Here is a 14957-nt window from a genome sequence, read left to right on the forward strand (position 1 = left end):
CGTCGACCTTGGTCGACGCAGTGTCGGCACGAAGGCCTGACACATCCGTGCCAGCCAAGGTTGGCACCTACCAGAGCAACACGGTAGCGCCGGGCCATGGTCAGGCGAAGTGCTCGTATCCGCTCGGGCCGTCGTGGCCTTCGGTGTGCACGCCCTGCCCTTCCATGATGCGGCCAATGCGGGTGATCGGCACGTCCAGCGACTCGGCCACGTAGTGCAGCGCGTCGCGCTGGTCGGCGGCGGCGGTGAAGCACAGTTCGTAGTCGTCGCCGCCGTGCAGCGCGCAGTCACGGGCGCCATCACGGCCGAGCAGTTCGCGCAGTGCCGACGACATCGGCAATGCATCGGCGTCGACTTCGGCGCGCACACCGCTGCGTGCGGCGATGTGGCCCAGGTCGGCCAGCAGGCCATCGGAGATGTCCACGGCGGCATGCGCGAATGCACGCAGGCGCAGGCCAAGGGTAACGCGCGGGGTGGGACGCAGCAGGCGCAGGCGCAGGGCTTCGTAGTCGGCCAGCAGGGTGGCGGCGGTGACGTTCAATGCGCCCTGCTGCCACAGGCGCAGCGCACCGGCAGCATCGCCGAGGGTGCCACTGACCCAGATGTCATCGCCAATCTGTGCGCGATCACGACGCAGGGCCTGGCCGCGGGAGACCTGGCCCATCGCGGTCACCGACAGCGACAGCGGGCCACGCGTGGTGTCACCGCCGATCAGGGCGATGTCGTGCTGGTCGGCCAGGGCGAAAAAGCCATCGGCGAAGGCATCGATCCAGTCTTCGCTGGCCTCGGGCAGCGACAGCGCCAGCGTGCACCAGGCCGGGCGCGCGCCCATCGCGGCGAGGTCGGACAGGTTGACGGCCAGCGTCTTCCAGCCGACGTCGAACGCCGGGGTCTCGGCCGGGAAATGCACGCCGCTGTTGAGCGTGTCGGCGGTGACCACCAGTTGCTCGTTCGGGCGCGGCTGCAGCAGCGCGGCGTCATCGCCGATGCCGAGCACGATGTCGTCGCGCTCGACGGTGCGGGCGCGGATGCGGTCGATGAGGGCGAATTCGGCCAGGGACATGGGGCGCTCCCGCGTTTGTACGTGCCGCGCCGTGCGCGGTGGGCGGTAGTGCCGGCCGCAGGCCGGCAACCTCAGAATCCCTGCAGTTGCCGGCCAGCGGCCGGCACTACCACAGGCGGGTCAGTGACCCGATTCGACCTTGCGCCATTCCACGGCGGCACGATCCAGCACGCCGTTGACGTAGGTGTGGCCGTGTTCGGAACCGAAACGCTTGGCCGATTCGATCGCTTCGTTGATCACCACGCGGTACGGCACGTCCAGGCGGTAGCGCAGCTCGTAGGCGGCCAGGCGCAGCACTGCGCGTTCGATCGCGTCCACTTCCTCGATGCCGCGGTCCAGGTACGGGCCGAGCGCTTCGTCGATGTCGCGACGGTTGTCGAGCACGCCGTGCACCAGCGCCTCGAAGTACGCCAGGTCGGCAATTTCGCGGGCCTGCTCGTGGGCAAACTGGGCGATCAGCGACTGGGCGTTGCCGCCGGAGATCTGCCAGGCGTAGATGGCCTGCACGGCACGACGGCGGGCGCGCGAGCGCAGCACCGGATCGACGCCATCGCGGCGGACGGGTTTACCGGAGGGCTTGCCCTGGGTGTTCTTGTTCATGGCAGTTGCTCCAGCAGATTGACCATTTCCAGTGCGGCGAGTGCGACTTCCTCGCCCTTGTTGCCGTGGCTGCCGCCTGCGCGGGCCTCGGCGTCTTCCACGCGTTCCACCGCCAGCACGCCGTTCAGCACCGGCACGCCGAAGTCCAGCTGCACGCGCATCAGGCCCTCGGCGCAGCGGTCGGCCACGTGCTCGTAATGACGGGTATCGCCACGGATCACGCAGCCCAGGGTGAGGATGGCGGCGTGTTCATGGGCGGCGGCCAGGCGCGCGGCCACCAGCGGCAGTTCCCAGGCACCCGGCACGCGGATCACGTCGATGTTGGCTTCGGTGATGCCGTTGCCGGCCAGGCTCTGGCGAGCGCCAGCGACCAGCGTGTCGGTGATGCGGGCATTCCAGCGGCTGGCCAGGATGGCGAAGCGCGCCGATTCGGGAGTGCGAAGATCGCCTTCGAAGTGGCTCATATGCGGCTTGGGGGACTCGATAAGGGGGTAATTCTAGCGTGGATGGGCCCCGGCCGTGGCTGGCGGGGGCGCAAGGGCGTGCCGACCAACGGTCGGCACCCACCGGTAGTGCCGGCCGCTGGCCGGCAATCCCCATTACAGGGTGACCGTCTCCACCACTTCCAGGCCGTAACCGGCCAGGCCAACCTGGCGGCGCGGGGTGCCCAGCACCCGCAGCTTGCCCAGGCCCAGGTCAGACAGGATCTGTGCACCGGCACCGTTGCGGCGCCACTGGCCCACATCCTTGTCCTTGCCCGGCACCACCGGCGCCGGCTGCTGACGCAGGCGGGCCAGCAGGGCTTCACCGTCGCGCGGGGCCGACAGCACCACCATCACGCCGGCGCCTTCGGCATCGATCGCGCGCAGGGCATCGGTGGCCGCCACGCCGAAGTCGTCGCGGCGCCAGTGCAGCAGGTCGGCCAGCGGGTTTTCCACCTGCACGCGCACCAGGGTCGGGGTGTCCGCATCCGGCGTGCCACGAACCAGCGCGAAGTGCAGGTCGTGGGCGATGCGGTCGCGGTAGGTCACCAGCTTGAACGGACCGAATTCGGTGTCGATCTCGCGCTCGTCCACGCGCTCGACGGTCTTTTCGGTGGCCAGGCGATAGGCGATCAGATCGGCGATGGAGCCCATTTTCAGGCCGTGCTCGCGGGCGAACACTTCCAGCTCCGGGCGGCGCGCCATGCTGCCATCCGGGTTCAGGATCTCCACCAGCACGCCGGCCGGTTCCAGCCCGGCCAGCATGGCCAGGTCGACGCCGGCTTCGGTGTGGCCGGCGCGGGTCAGCACGCCGCCCGGCTGGGCGATCAGCGGGAAGATGTGGCCCGGCTGGTGCAGGTCCGACGGCTTGGCATTGGGCTTTACCGCGGTGCGGATGGTATGCGCGCGGTCATGCGCCGAAATGCCGGTGGTGACGCCCTCGGCGGCCTCGATGCTGACCGTGAAGTTGGTCTGGAACTGGGCGGTATTGGCCTGCACCATCGGCGCCAGGCCGAGGTCGGCGGCGCGGCTGCGGGTCAGCGGCAGGCACACCAGGCCGCGGCCGTGGGTGACCATGAAGTTGATGTCCGACGGCTTGACCAGCTCGGCGGCCATGATCAGGTCGCCTTCGTTCTCGCGGTCTTCGTCATCGACGATGACCACCATGCGGCCCAGGCGGATGTCTTCCAGGATTTCCGGAATCGGGGCGAAGTTCATGCTGCGTCTCCCTGTGGGTGCTGACCGTTGCTCGGCACACCCATCAATCGCTCGACGTAACGGGCCACCAGATCGATTTCCAGATTGACCGCGCTGCCCACGCCGGTGGCGGAGAAGGCGGTGTTGGCCACGGTGTGCGGGATCAGGGCGACTTCAAAACCGTCGTCGTCCACTTCGTTGACGGTGAGGCTGACGCCGTCAACGCAGATCGAGCCCTTCTTGGCGATATAGCGGCGCAGCGAGGCCGGCGCGGCGAAACGCCAGCGCTGGGCCCGCGCGTCGTCATGGATGGACAGCACCTGGCCGAGGCCGTCGACGTGGCCGCTGACCAGATGGCCGCCCAGGCGGTCGGTCGGGCGCATGGCGCGCTCCAGGTTGATGACCGCCCCTTCGCCCAACTGGCCCAGCGTGGTCAGGCCCAGGGTCTCGGTGGAGGCATCGGCCTGGAAGCTGCTGGCGTCGAACGCGATGACGGTGAGGCAGACGCCGTTGATGGCGATGCTCTCGCCCATCTGCACGTGGTCGAACGGCAGATTCCCGACATGGAAGGTGAAGCGGACATCGCCGCCGATGGATTCGCGTGCGGCCAGACGGCCGACGCCCTCGATGATTCCAGTAAACAAGTAACGTTCTCCGCGAAAAGTGAGCGAAAAACGCCGCAAGGCAAACAGGCGGGCGCAGGGCCGCGAAGGCCCTGTGGCACCGTCTTCTTTCATCCGGACTATGACCGTCGGCTCCGGCATTGGACCGGATCTGCTGACCCCCGGCCGTGGGCCGGGGCGCTCGCGGGCTCGTGCTTGCGCACCTACCGCCGGTGGGGAATTGCACCCCGCCCTGAAGACGTTTGTGTACCGGCAAACCGGCGTGGCTAGTGTACCAGCCCGTGCTGAACGGGGTGGGGATGACCGGGGTCGGATCCCTTTCCGCAGGCAAGGGCTCTGGCCCCGGCCCTCTCGAAATCGCTACGGGTCAGAGCCGTTTTCCGACGGAAAACGGATCCGACCCCGATGCAGGCCGGCTCGGCCGGCTCGCATTCTGATGACCGGGGTCGGATCCCTTTCCGCAGGAAAGGGCTCTGACCCCGGCCAAGCCAGACCAGCTTGTGACGGCCGTCTCTCGCATTTTGTAAAACTTTCATTAAAATCCGCAGCGGACGACATGAGGTCGCCACGGGCAGCCGCGAGGGCAGGCCCGCCAATGGACTGAAATTCACAGGAATTCCCATGCGCAAGATCCTGATCGTGGCCGCCCTGCTGGCCGCTGCTCCGTTCTCGGCTTCGGCCGACGCCCTGAGCTACACCTACGTGGAAGGCGGCTGGACCCAGGTCCAGGTTGACGACAACGTGCTGGACGACCCGAAGGTCGACGGCGGCTACCTGCGCGGCTCGGTCGCGCTGGCCGAGCAGGTTTACGTGTTCGGTGGCTGGTCGCGCACCAGCAAGACCCGCCACTACGGCGAAGACTCGCTGAAGCTGGAACTGAACCAGCCGGAGCTGGGTATCGGCTACCACATGCCGTGGACCGACCGCCTGGACTTCACCGCCGATGCCGCCTGGGTGCGCCAGAACGCCGAATCGACCCTGCGCTACGACGGCGTGCGTTACCACGGCAAGGACCACACCAACCTGGGCCGCGTCACCATGGGTATCCGTGGCAAGCCGTCGCGCATGACCGAAGCCTGGGCCAAGGCCGGTTACATGGATGGCGGCAACAACTACAAGGGCACCTGGGTCGGTACCGTCGGCGGCCAGGTCAACTTCACCAAGACCTGGGGTGTAGTGGGCGAGATCGCCGGCTACCGCGACGTCACCCAGTACTCGGTCGGCGTCCGCGCCAGCTTCTGATTTACCGATCGCTCCTCGTCGTGCGATCGAACGGGCCCCGCAAGGGGCCCGTTTTTTTTTGGGCCCGCGCGCGCCGGCAGGCGGCCACAGGGCACCATCGGGCCTGCGCAAAGATGCGCTACGCTTGCGCGCCTCTGGAACAGGAAACACCGTCATGAAGACTCCCTTGCGTACCCTGCTGGCCAGCGCCCTGCTGGCGGCCCCGCTGCTGGCCGGCGCAGCCCCCGCCACGCTGACGCCCGAACAGGCTTTCGACCTGTACGCACGCGTGCTGCTGGAAGATGACGCCGCGGCGACCCGCGCGCTCAACGATGCGCTGAAGCCGGCGTTCGAAGGCCAGGACGCGGTGACCCCGAACCCGGGTGCGCTGGCCAAGGCGCTGGCCGAACCGTGGCAGGTCGTACTAGCCAGCACCGGCGCAAAGGCCGACGCGGCCGCCACCGAAGCGCTGTATGCCAAGGCCCTGCGTGATTCGAAGTGCCGCGCCAGCAAGAGCGTGATTGAAGACAACGAGTACGTGGAAGACCAGAAGCTGGCGCGCATCACTTTCAGCTGCCAGGTGCCCGACCTCGGCAAGGTGCGCCCGCTGTTCGCCGCCAGCCTTGCAGCCGACGCCAGCCCGGCCGCGCGCAAGCAGTTCACCGACGCCTACACCCAGGCGCTGCAGAGCGGTGCGCGCGTGCCGGTCAGCGGCACCTTCACCCTGTACCCGGCCAAGGACAACGGCTACTGGTACAGCGGCAACTTCGACGATCTGGTGGGTACCGTGACCGGCGCGCTGGCACCGTTCGAGGACTGGATGCAGGACGCGCAGGCGGCCAGCGCACCGAAGGTGACCGGCGTACCCGGCTGTGACCTGCTGCTGCAGCAGCACCGCGCCTGCGTGGCGAAGATCGCGCCGGACCAGATCAGTGGCGTGGATGCCATGACCGAGGAACTGAAGGCCAAGGCGAAGGTGAAGTCAGCCGAAGACATGACGCAGGAATGCAAGGCACTGCGCCCGATCGCCGAGATGATGTGGACCGACGAATGCGCGTGAGCGGGATGTAACGCCGAGCCTACGCGCTGCCCAGCGTTGCCGACGGCAAGGGCAACTGCATTTTCAGAACCCTTGCATGGCCCTGCGCGGCCTGCATGGTCAATGCTGTTGCCCTCTTCCCCCGGGGGCAACCGCATGAAACACCGTATGACGTCGACCGCGCTCATGTTGCTGGCGCTGATGGTGTGCTGGCAGGCCGAAGCGTCCAAGTTCAAAGCCACGAAGATCATCGTCGTCCAACCCTCGGTCGCCTTCGAGTCAACCCAGCTGAGCGACAGGCACCTGGATGCGTGGATGAGCAATGACGACCACTGCCGCGATTTCCCGATGTACCACGATCAGTGTGCCGTGCTGGTACTGCCGGATGAGTACGACGACGGTTTTACGCGTCGCCAGTTGCGGTTCAAGGCGAGGCAACTGCCGGGCGAGGCGCTCGGCGCGTACTGCCGCGACCTGCATGTGCTGTGGAAGCAGCAGTGGAAGGGCCAGTGCCCGGTCGGCGAAGAAGACGACGAAGCGGCCTGACGCCATGGGCGTAGCCCCTGCTCTGCGTCATTCCTTCATGGGCGCAGCAGCAGCCTGTTGTCCTCGCCGACCTGGCGCTGGTCAACCACGCGCAGGCGACGCTGCTGGTCCATGGCATCAATGCCGAGGCCAGCCAGCAGCGGGCGGCCGTTGTCGCCCAGCAGCGTGGGCGCCTGATAGAGCAGAAGCTCATCGACCCAGCCACCGCGCAGCAGCGCACCGGCCAGTGTCGCGCCGGCTTCGGTGTGCACTTCGTTGATGCCGCGCTCGGCCAGCAGCGCCAGCACCGCGCCCAGGTCCAACCGCCCCTCTGCGCTGGGCACGCTGGCGAATTCGGCGTCGGCCGCGTCCGGTGCGCTCACCGCCGCAGCGTGCAGGTACAGCGTCGGTGCCCCGCCCTCGCGCACGCGGCTGCATTCGAGCGAGCGCAGGCGCGAATCCAGCACCACACGCAGTGGTGCCATCACTTCGGTATCGGCCAGGCGCACGGTCAGCATCGGGTCGTCGGCCAGCACCGTGTCGGCGCCGGTCAGGATCGCACCGGCGCGCGCGCGCCAGTGCTGCACATCCTCGCGCGCGGCCGGCCCGGTGATCCACTTGGAGCTGCCATCGGCCATCGCGGTACGGCCATCCAGGCTGGCGGCCAGCTTCACCCGCAACCACGGCCGATTGCGCTCCACGCGCGACAGGAAGCCCTTGTTGAGCTCCCGCGCCTGCGCCGCCATCAGCCCTTCGGCGACCTCGATGCCGGCATTGCGCAGCAGATCGAACCCACCGCCATCGACCTTCGGGAACGGATCACGCATCGCCGCGACCACGCGCGACACGCCGGCTTCGATCAAGGCCAGCGCACACGGTGGCGTGCGCCCGTAGTGGGCGCAGGGTTCCAGGGTGACGTAGGCGGTGGCACCGCGTGCTTCGCTGCCGGCCTCGCGCAGGGCGAACACTTCCGCATGCGGGCCACCGGCGCGCTGGTGCCAGCCCTGCCCGACCACGCGTTCGCCGTGGGCGATCACGCAGCCGACCATCGGGTTGGGGCGGGTGGTATAGGCGGCACGCTCGGCCAGGCGCAGCGCGTTGGCCATGTGCAGGTGGTCGAGGACGGAGAACGAAGTGGTCATGCAGCCATGGTAACGCCGCCGGTGTTGATCCATGCCGTCAGTGCCAACCAACGGTTGGCACCCACCAGTGAATGCGGCCATCGGTGCCAACCAAGGTTGGCACCCCCAAGGCAGAGGCAGTCAGCCCTTCTTCTTCTTGGTCAGGGCGATCACATCGCCCAGCAGCTGCAGCTGTTCGGTACTGGACGGCAGGTCGCGCTCGAGCTTCTCGATCTCCTCGCGGAAATCGGCCACGTCCTCGAAGCTGCGGTAGACCGAAGCGAAGCGCACGTAGCCGACATGATCGAGCTTGCGCAGTTCGTTCATCACGAACTCGCCGACCTTGATCGAGGGCACTTCGCGCTCGCCGCTGATGCGCAGCTGGTGAACCACCGCACGCACCGCTGCTTCGATCTTGTCTTCGGCCACCGCACGCTTCTGCAGCGCGCGGTCGAAGCCAGCGCGGACCTTGCGCTGGTCGAACGCCTCGCGGGTGCCATCGCTCTTGACGATGGCCGGCAGCTTCAGTTCGACCGTTTCCAGGGTGCTGAAGCGCTCGCCGCAGGCTTCACATTCACGCCGACGACGGATCGTCGCGCCGTCTTCAGAGACGCGCGAGTCGATGACCCGGGTATCGGCATGTTGGCAGAAGGGGCAGTGCATGGAACGCCTGGCTCAGGAAAGTACCTATTGCCACGGTCATGGCAGCGTCGCAAAGGTACCTGAGAAAGGGCGCAGCGGCAAATGCTGCCTGCGCGGAAGTACCTGCATTTCGGCCAACCAGAGCGTCCAGTGAGGTCAGCAGGACCAGACGTTCAACCAGGTGCCGACGGCACCGGGGCCGCGCGTGCCCAGCGCAGCCACGCCAGGTGCCCGGCCATCACCAGCAGCGGCGGGCCGAACCCAAGGAAGGCCAGGGTCGAGATTTCCCCATGCTTGAAGGTGAAGTACAACGCGGCGGCGACCACGGCCAACGCGGCCAGCACCCCCAGCGCAAGGCCGACCCAGGCGACAACCGGTGATTGGCGCAGGCCGGCAACACCGCGCCACAGGAACAGGCCGCTCAGCCACAACCACGACAGCAGGCCGATGATTCCAGCCGACGACCACAGCAGCAACCACGTGTGCTCGTCGCCCGTCAGGTACTTGCCGTCCCATACGACCATCAGCCCCAGCACGGCACCCGTGCCGCCTGCTGCCACGGTGGGCAGGCCCACCAGCAGGCCGGCGATCGCCATCCAGCGTTTGTGCAGACGCTCATCCATGCGTTCGATTTCCTTCCATGGGCCACGTCATGCGCGGCGTTTGATCCACACCAGCATCGCAGCCGGCACCAGCATCGACGGGCCCAGCAGCAACAAGCCGATGCCTTCGGCATGCACGGCGATGCCCCACCACAGCGCCAGCCCCAGCGGGGGCAAGGCGGCGAGACCGCCCGCCAGCAGCATCCACCACCAGAGGCGGTGCACGTGCAGCCCGGCACGCCCCTGCAGCAGAAAACCCGCGCTGAGCCACAACCAGGCCAGGCAGCCGGCAATGCCGGCCAGGCCCCACAGCGGCATCACCGTCACCGAGGCCAGCGTGCCATGACCGAACTGGCCCAGCCCCATCAGCAGCAGCATCGTCGCCGCCGCGCCGCCCATCACCAGGCTGGGCAGGCCAAACAGCACCGCCAGCGCGGTGTACAGGTACTTGAGGTGGCGCTCATCCATGCGCGGTTACTCCGATGCCGGGGTCAGAGCCCTTCCCTGCGGGAAGGGATCGGACCCCGGCGTCGACTGGGTGGCGGGGTCGGATCCCTTTCCGCCAGGAAGGGCTCCGACCCCACTCTCCGATCAGCCGTAGACCGGGTACTTGCGGCACTGCGCGCTGACGGCGTCGCGCACGCGGGCGATGACCGCGTCATCGTTCGGTGCGTCGAGCACGTCGGCGATCCAGTTGGCCAGGTCGACGCAATCCTGCTCGACGTAACCGCGGGTGGTCACCGCCGGGGTGCCCAGGCGCAGGCCCGAGGTCACGAACGGCGAACGCGGGTCGTTCGGCACCGAGTTCTTGTTGACGGTGATGTGGGCCTTGCCCAGCGCGGCTTCCGCGTCCTTGCCGGACACGTCCTTGCCGATCATGTCCACCAGCATCAGGTGGTTCTGGGTGCCGCCGGAGACGATCTTGTAGCCACGCGCGATCAGCGTGCTGGCCATCGCCTGGGCGTTCTTCACCACCTGCTGCTGGTAGGCCTTGAAGCCCGGCTCCAGCGCTTCCTTGAAGGCCACGGCCTTGCCGGCGATGACGTGCATCAGCGGACCGCCCTGGATGCCCGGGAACACGATCGACTGCAGCTTCTTGACCAGGTCTTCGTCGGCGCCCTTGGCGATGATGATGCCGCCGCGCGGGCCGCGCAGGGTCTTGTGGGTGGTGGAGGTGACCACGTGGGCGTGTTCCAGCGGGCTCGGGTAGACGCCTGCGGCGACCAGGCCGGCGACGTGGGCCATGTCGACGAACAGGTAGGCGCCGACCTTGTCGGCGATGGCGCGGAAGCGCGCCCAGTCGATCACCTGCGAGTAGGCCGAGAAGCCGGCCACGACCATCTTCGGCTTGTGCTCCAGGGCCAGGCGCTCGACTTCGTCGTAATCGATCAGGCCCTGGTCGTTGACGCCGTACTGCACGGCGTTGAACAGCTTGCCCGAGGCATTGACCTTGGCGCCGTGGGTGAGGTGGCCACCGTGGGCCAGGCTCATGCCGAGGATGGTGTCACCCGGCTGCAGCAGGGCGAAGTACACGGCCTGGTTGGCCTGCGAACCGCTGTGCGGCTGCACGTTGGCATAGTCCGCATCGAACAGCTGCTTCAGGCGGTCGATCGCCAGCTGCTCGGCGATGTCCACGTATTCGCAGCCACCGTAGTAGCGCTTGCCCGGGTAGCCTTCGGCGTACTTGTTGGTCAGCTGGCTGCCCTGGGCTTCCATCACCGCCGGGCTGGTGTAGTTCTCGCTGGCGATCAGCTCGACGTGGTCTTCCTGGCGCTGGGTCTCAGCGGCGATGGCCTTGGCCAGTTCGGGATCGTAGGATTCGATGCGGACGTCACGCGGGAACATCGGGTACTCCAGCAGGCAGGGAAAAGGGGTACGGCTCAGCCCTCGATTGTAGCTCCGCACTGGCCCGCTGGGGCCGAAACGGACGGGGCCGGCATCCCCGAAGGAATCCGGCCCCGTATGGTTTCGATCGATAGTTGTGGGGTCAGAGTCCTTTCCGTTGGAAAGGGATCCGACCCCGGCCGCGATCCTCAGCGACTGAGCACGTACTGGGCGATCACACCGGTGGCGATGGCCACCAGCAGCATGTTGCCGCGATCATCCCGGATCCACTGATGGCCGTACGGCGGGCGGCGCAGGTTGTAGCGCGGGTAGTCGTTCACCACGTAGACCGGGCCGCGGTAGTAGTCGCGGTAGCGGTGGCCGACCTTCCAGCCATAGCCCGGGCCATAGGCCGGGCGATAGACCACGCGCGGCGGTGCCGGGCGGTAGTAGCGATCATGGTCACGGTGCCAGTCGCGGCGGTCGCGTTCCCAGTCGCGCCGGGCCTCGCGGCGGTCGCGCTCCCAGTCGCGGCGGTCCTGGCGCCACTCACGGCGATCCTCGCGCCACTCGCGGCGGTCGTGGTCGCGGCGATGGTCGTTGTCGGCGAAGGCCGGGGTCACGGCGCCCAGCGCCAGCACAGAGGCCACGGCGCCGGCCATTACTCGATTGATGCGCATGTCAGACCTCTGCTTGGGTGGGTGGTGAGCCCATATTGCGCAACCGATCTGAACCGTTTCCGGCTGGAAACGCTTCCCGCTGCAGGACTGTGACGGAGTATTCAGGCCACGGCCAGCCTGCGCGGCTCCGGCCGGGCGCGGGCCGGAACCGGTTCCGGCTATAATTGGCGGTATTCCATTCCAGTCTGTGCCCGCTGCCGCAACGGGATGTTCCCGTGACGGGTCGGGCGCAGGGCCGCGCCTACGGAGACCGCATGTCCTCGCAATACATCTACACCATGAACCGCGTGTCCAAGGTGGTCCCGCCCAAGCGGCAGATCATCAAGGACATTTCCCTGTCCTTCTTCCCGGGCGCGAAGATCGGCCTGCTGGGCCTGAACGGCGCCGGCAAGTCCACCGTGCTGAAGATCATGGCCGGCGTGGACACCGATTTCGAGGGTGAAGCCCGCCCGCAGCCCGGCATCAAGGTCGGTTACCTGGCGCAGGAACCGGAACTGGACCCGAACAAGACCGTGCGCGAGTCGGTCGAGGAAGGCGTGGGCGAAGTGCTGCAGGCCCAGGCCGCGCTGGAGGCGGTGTACGCCGCCTACGCCGAGGAAGGCGCCGACTTCGACGCGCTGGCCAAGGAACAGGAGCGCCTCGAGGCGATCCTGGCCGCCGGCGACGCGCACACCCTGGAAAACCAGCTGGACGTGGCTGCCGATGCGCTGCGCCTGCCGCCGTGGGATGCCAAGATCGCCAACCTGTCCGGCGGTGAAAAGCGCCGCGTCGCACTGTGCCGCCTGCTGCTGCAGAAGCCGGACATGCTGCTGCTCGACGAACCGACCAACCACCTCGACGCCGAGTCGGTGGAATGGCTGGAACAGTTCCTGGCGCGCTATACCGGCACCGTGGTGGCGGTCACCCACGATCGCTACTTCCTGGACAACGCCGCCGAGTGGATCCTGGAACTGGACCGCGGCCGCGGCATTCCGTGGAAGGGCAACTACACCGAATGGCTGGTGCAGAAGGATGAGCGCCTGAAGCAGGAAGAGAACCAGGAAAAGGCCCGCCAGAAGGCGATCCAGAAGGAACTGGAGTGGTCGCGCCAGAACGCCAAGGGCGGCCGCTCCAAGGGCAAGGCCCGTCTGGCCCGCCTGGAAGAGCTGCAGTCGCAGGATTACCAGAAGCGCAACGAGACCAACGAAATCTTCATCCCGCCGGGCGAGCGCCTGGGCAACATGGTGATGGAGTTCAAGAACGTCTCCAAGAAGTTCGGCGACCGCCTGCTGATCGACAACCTGTCGATGCTGATTCCGCCGGGCGCGATCGTCGGCATCATCGGCCCGAACGGCGCCGGCAAGTCGACGCTGTTCAAGATGATCACCGGCCAGGAGAAGCCGGATTCGGGCGAGATCGTGATCGGCCCGACCGTGCAGCTGTCCTACGTGGACCAGAGCCGCGACAAGCTGGAAGGCAACCACAACGTCTTCCAGGAAATCGCCGGTGGCCTGGACATCCTCAACATCAACGGCATCGAGATCCAGTCGCGCGCCTACATCGGCCGCTTCAACTTCAAGGGCCAGGACCAGCAGAAGATGGTCGGCTCGCTGTCCGGTGGTGAGCGTGGCCGCCTGCACATGGCCAAGACCCTGCTGCAGGGCGGCAACGTGCTGCTGCTCGACGAACCGTCCAACGACCTGGACATCGAAACGCTGCGTGCGCTGGAAGACGCGCTGCTGGAGTTCCCGGGCAACACCTTCGTGATCTCGCACGACCGCTGGTTCCTGGACCGCATCGCCACGCACATCATCGCTTTCGAAGGCGACTCGCACGTGGAGTTCTTCCAGGGCAACTACCGCGAGTACGAGGAAGACAAGAAGCGTCGCATGGGCGACGATGCCGCGCCGAAGCGCCTGCGCTTCAAGGCGCTGAAGTAAGAAAGGAAGAACGGCCGCGCTCTGCGCGGCCGTTCTGCATTCGGGTAGGTCACGACCGTTGGTCGTGACACCTTATTGTCGCGAGAAGCCCCATGTCCCTGTTCGAGCGCCTGTTCCAGCTGCAGCAGCACGGCACCACCGTGCGTACCGAGCTGCTGGCCGGTGTCACCACCTTCCTGACGATGTCCTACATCGTCTTCGTCAACCCGGAAATCCTCGGCACCACCGGCATGGATGCGGGTGCGGTGTTCGTGGCCACCTGCCTGGCCGCGGCGCTGGGTTCGGCGGTGATGGCACTGGCGGCCAACTTCCCGGTCGGCATGGCACCGGGCATGGGCCTGAACGCGTTCTTCGCCTTCACCGTGGTCGGTGCCGCCGGCCTGCCGTGGCAGCAGGCACTGGGCGCGGTATTCATCTCCGGCCTGGTGTTCCTGGTGCTGTCGCTGACCGGTGTGCGGGCGTGGCTGGTGTCGGGCATTCCTTCGTCGCTGCGCTCGGCGATCGTGGCCGGCATCGGCCTGTTCCTGGCGATCATCGCGCTGCAGAAGTCCGGCGTGATCGTCGGCAATGAAGACACGCTGGTGGCGCTGGGCCCGTTGAATACGGCGCCGCCGCTGCTGGCACTGGCCGGCTTCCTGCTGATCGCGGTGCTGGAAGCGCGCCGTATCCGTGGCGCGATCCTGATCGGGATCCTGGCGGTGACCGGCGCGGGCTGGGCATTGGGCGACGTGCAGTACCAGGGCCTGGTCTCGCTGCCGCCGAGCCTGGCGCCGACCTTCCTGCAGCTGGACCTGCCGGGCCTGCTGCACCACAACGGTGGCGCGCCGATCGCCGTGTTGCTGCAGGTGGTGCTGGTGTTCGTGCTGGTGGAAGTGTTCGATGCCACCGGCACCCTGTATGGCGTGGTCGGTCGCGCCGGACTGCTGAAACTGCCGTGCGCGCAGAAGCGTTTCGGCCGCGCGCTGCTGGCCGACAGCACGGCGATCGTGGCCGGTTCGCTGCTGGGCACCAGCAGCACTACCGCGTTCGCTGAAAGCGCCTCGGGCGTGCAGGTGGGCGGCCGCACCGGCCTGACTGCACTGGTGGTGTCGGCACTGTTCCTGGCCGCACTGCTGTTCTCGCCGCTGGCGGCGATGGTGCCCGGCTATGCCACCGCACCGGCGCTGCTGTTCGTGGCCGGCCTGATGCTGCGCGAACTGGTGGACGTGGACTGGAGCGACCTGACCGAATCGGTGCCGGCCGCACTGTGTGCCCTGGCGATGCCGTTCACCTACTCCATCGCTAATGGCCTGGCGTTTGGCTTCATCGCGTATGCGGCGCTGAAGGCCGGCACCGGCCGCTGGCGCGAAGTGCATCCGGCGGTGTGGCTGGTGGCGGTGCTGTTCGCGCTGCGCTACGCGTTGGAATAATCGGGGCGCG

The 14957-nt window shown here is 67.3% G+C and carries 16 protein-coding genes and 1 riboswitch; of the genes, 5 read left to right on the forward strand and 11 right to left on the reverse strand.

What is annotated here, in order from left to right:
* Positions 1 to 100: 100 nt before the first annotated feature.
* The 5 genes from thiL to AC5JLE_RS05035 all read right to left on the reverse strand — a co-directional run bounded on the left by thiL (position 101) and on the right by AC5JLE_RS05035 (position 3986).
* Positions 101 to 1063 carry a thiamine-phosphate kinase gene (gene thiL, locus AC5JLE_RS05015; RefSeq protein ID WP_197561895.1) on the reverse strand — a complete coding sequence of 321 codons (963 nt, stop codon included), beginning with the start codon at positions 1061 to 1063 and terminating at the stop codon, positions 101 to 103.
* A 120-nt stretch (positions 1064 to 1183) separates the two neighbouring features.
* Positions 1184 to 1663, reverse strand: coding sequence for a transcription antitermination factor NusB (nusB, locus tag AC5JLE_RS05020; RefSeq protein ID WP_005415268.1), 480 nt, complete (start codon positions 1661 to 1663; stop codon positions 1184 to 1186).
* Positions 1660 to 2127: a 6,7-dimethyl-8-ribityllumazine synthase gene (ribH, locus tag AC5JLE_RS05025; protein ID WP_005408061.1), complete on the reverse strand. Its 468-nt coding sequence runs from the start codon at positions 2125 to 2127 to the stop codon at positions 1660 to 1662. The genes nusB and ribH overlap by 4 nt, the downstream gene beginning before the upstream one ends.
* Before the next feature lie 135 nt (positions 2128 to 2262).
* On the reverse strand, positions 2263 to 3363 hold the full coding sequence (ribB, locus tag AC5JLE_RS05030) for a 3,4-dihydroxy-2-butanone-4-phosphate synthase (RefSeq protein WP_014645922.1): 1101 nt from the start codon (positions 3361 to 3363) through the stop codon (positions 2263 to 2265).
* The gene (locus AC5JLE_RS05035) at positions 3360 to 3986 is read right to left on the reverse strand and encodes a riboflavin synthase (protein WP_014645921.1); all 627 of its coding nucleotides are present in this window, start codon (positions 3984 to 3986) and stop codon (positions 3360 to 3362) included. Before AC5JLE_RS05035 ends, ribB begins: the two co-directional genes overlap by 4 nt.
* Before the next feature lie 77 nt (positions 3987 to 4063).
* A riboswitch (FMN riboswitch) is annotated at positions 4064 to 4209 on the reverse strand.
* Positions 4210 to 4586: 377 nt separating this feature from the next.
* Between AC5JLE_RS05035 and AC5JLE_RS05040 the strand changes: the two genes are divergently transcribed.
* From AC5JLE_RS05040 to AC5JLE_RS05050, 3 genes are all read left to right on the forward strand, one after another.
* Positions 4587 to 5207 carry a hypothetical protein gene (locus tag AC5JLE_RS05040; protein ID WP_014645920.1) on the forward strand — a complete coding sequence of 207 codons (621 nt, stop codon included), beginning with the start codon at positions 4587 to 4589 and terminating at the stop codon, positions 5205 to 5207.
* A gap of 154 nt (positions 5208 to 5361) precedes the next feature.
* Positions 5362 to 6246 (forward strand): hypothetical protein, encoded by an 885-nt coding sequence (locus AC5JLE_RS05045; protein ID WP_049442183.1) that lies wholly within the window; start codon positions 5362 to 5364, stop codon positions 6244 to 6246.
* 147 nt (positions 6247 to 6393) lie between these two features.
* The gene (locus tag AC5JLE_RS05050) at positions 6394 to 6771 is read left to right on the forward strand and encodes a hypothetical protein (protein WP_197561549.1); all 378 of its coding nucleotides are present in this window, start codon (positions 6394 to 6396) and stop codon (positions 6769 to 6771) included.
* 35 nt (positions 6772 to 6806) lie between these two features.
* Here AC5JLE_RS05050 and ribD read toward each other — a convergent pair whose 3' ends face one another.
* From ribD to AC5JLE_RS05080, 6 genes are all read right to left on the reverse strand, one after another.
* Positions 6807 to 7892, reverse strand: a complete 1086-nt coding sequence (gene ribD, locus AC5JLE_RS05055; RefSeq protein ID WP_197561548.1) for a bifunctional diaminohydroxyphosphoribosylaminopyrimidine deaminase/5-amino-6-(5-phosphoribosylamino)uracil reductase RibD — start codon at positions 7890 to 7892, stop codon at positions 6807 to 6809.
* A 120-nt stretch (positions 7893 to 8012) separates the two neighbouring features.
* The gene (gene nrdR / locus AC5JLE_RS05060) at positions 8013 to 8534 is read right to left on the reverse strand and encodes a transcriptional regulator NrdR (protein WP_010481984.1); all 522 of its coding nucleotides are present in this window, start codon (positions 8532 to 8534) and stop codon (positions 8013 to 8015) included.
* A gap of 152 nt (positions 8535 to 8686) precedes the next feature.
* A complete protein-coding gene (locus AC5JLE_RS05065; protein WP_032962449.1) occupies positions 8687 to 9136 on the reverse strand; it encodes a hypothetical protein in 450 nt (149 codons plus the stop codon).
* 27 nt (positions 9137 to 9163) lie between these two features.
* Positions 9164 to 9583, reverse strand: coding sequence for a hypothetical protein (locus AC5JLE_RS05070; RefSeq protein WP_014645915.1), 420 nt, complete (start codon positions 9581 to 9583; stop codon positions 9164 to 9166).
* A 123-nt stretch (positions 9584 to 9706) separates the two neighbouring features.
* A complete protein-coding gene (gene glyA / locus AC5JLE_RS05075; protein WP_241884631.1) occupies positions 9707 to 10960 on the reverse strand; it encodes a serine hydroxymethyltransferase in 1254 nt (417 codons plus the stop codon).
* 188 nt (positions 10961 to 11148) lie between these two features.
* Positions 11149 to 11619 (reverse strand): RcnB family protein, encoded by a 471-nt coding sequence (locus AC5JLE_RS05080; protein WP_049408719.1) that lies wholly within the window; start codon positions 11617 to 11619, stop codon positions 11149 to 11151.
* 254 nt (positions 11620 to 11873) lie between these two features.
* Between AC5JLE_RS05080 and ettA the strand changes: the two genes are divergently transcribed.
* Together ettA and AC5JLE_RS05090 are read left to right on the forward strand one after the other, a co-directional pair.
* Positions 11874 to 13538 (forward strand): energy-dependent translational throttle protein EttA, encoded by a 1665-nt coding sequence (gene ettA, locus AC5JLE_RS05085; RefSeq protein ID WP_005415249.1) that lies wholly within the window; start codon positions 11874 to 11876, stop codon positions 13536 to 13538.
* A 92-nt stretch (positions 13539 to 13630) separates the two neighbouring features.
* Complete coding sequence (locus tag AC5JLE_RS05090; protein WP_496065085.1) at positions 13631 to 14947, forward strand: NCS2 family permease; 1317 nt, start codon at positions 13631 to 13633, stop codon at positions 14945 to 14947.
* Positions 14948 to 14957: the final 10 nt, after the last annotated feature.

The organism is Stenotrophomonas sp. (assembly GCF_059505245.1).

Coding starts and splice junctions, on each gene's coding strand:
- ettA (WP_005415249.1), top strand. CDS start 11,874: ATGTCCTCGCAATACATCTACACCATGAACCGCGTGTCCAAGGTGGTC.
- glyA (WP_241884631.1), bottom strand. CDS start 10,960: ATGTTCCCGCGTGACGTCCGCATCGAATCCTACGATCCCGAACTGGCC.
- AC5JLE_RS05090 (WP_496065085.1), top strand. CDS start 13,631: ATGTCCCTGTTCGAGCGCCTGTTCCAGCTGCAGCAGCACGGCACCACC.
- thiL (WP_197561895.1), bottom strand. CDS start 1,063: ATGTCCCTGGCCGAATTCGCCCTCATCGACCGCATCCGCGCCCGCACC.
- ribD (WP_197561548.1), bottom strand. CDS start 7,892: ATGACCACTTCGTTCTCCGTCCTCGACCACCTGCACATGGCCAACGCG.
- ribH (WP_005408061.1), bottom strand. CDS start 2,127: ATGAGCCACTTCGAAGGCGATCTTCGCACTCCCGAATCGGCGCGCTTC.
- AC5JLE_RS05045 (WP_049442183.1), top strand. CDS start 5,362: ATGAAGACTCCCTTGCGTACCCTGCTGGCCAGCGCCCTGCTGGCGGCC.
- AC5JLE_RS05050 (WP_197561549.1), top strand. CDS start 6,394: ATGACGTCGACCGCGCTCATGTTGCTGGCGCTGATGGTGTGCTGGCAG.
- AC5JLE_RS05070 (WP_014645915.1), bottom strand. CDS start 9,583: ATGGATGAGCGCCACCTCAAGTACCTGTACACCGCGCTGGCGGTGCTG.
- nrdR (WP_010481984.1), bottom strand. CDS start 8,534: ATGCACTGCCCCTTCTGCCAACATGCCGATACCCGGGTCATCGACTCG.
- AC5JLE_RS05065 (WP_032962449.1), bottom strand. CDS start 9,136: ATGGATGAGCGTCTGCACAAACGCTGGATGGCGATCGCCGGCCTGCTG.
- nusB (WP_005415268.1), bottom strand. CDS start 1,663: ATGAACAAGAACACCCAGGGCAAGCCCTCCGGTAAACCCGTCCGCCGC.
- ribB (WP_014645922.1), bottom strand. CDS start 3,363: ATGAACTTCGCCCCGATTCCGGAAATCCTGGAAGACATCCGCCTGGGC.
- AC5JLE_RS05040 (WP_014645920.1), top strand. CDS start 4,587: ATGCGCAAGATCCTGATCGTGGCCGCCCTGCTGGCCGCTGCTCCGTTC.
- AC5JLE_RS05080 (WP_049408719.1), bottom strand. CDS start 11,619: ATGCGCATCAATCGAGTAATGGCCGGCGCCGTGGCCTCTGTGCTGGCG.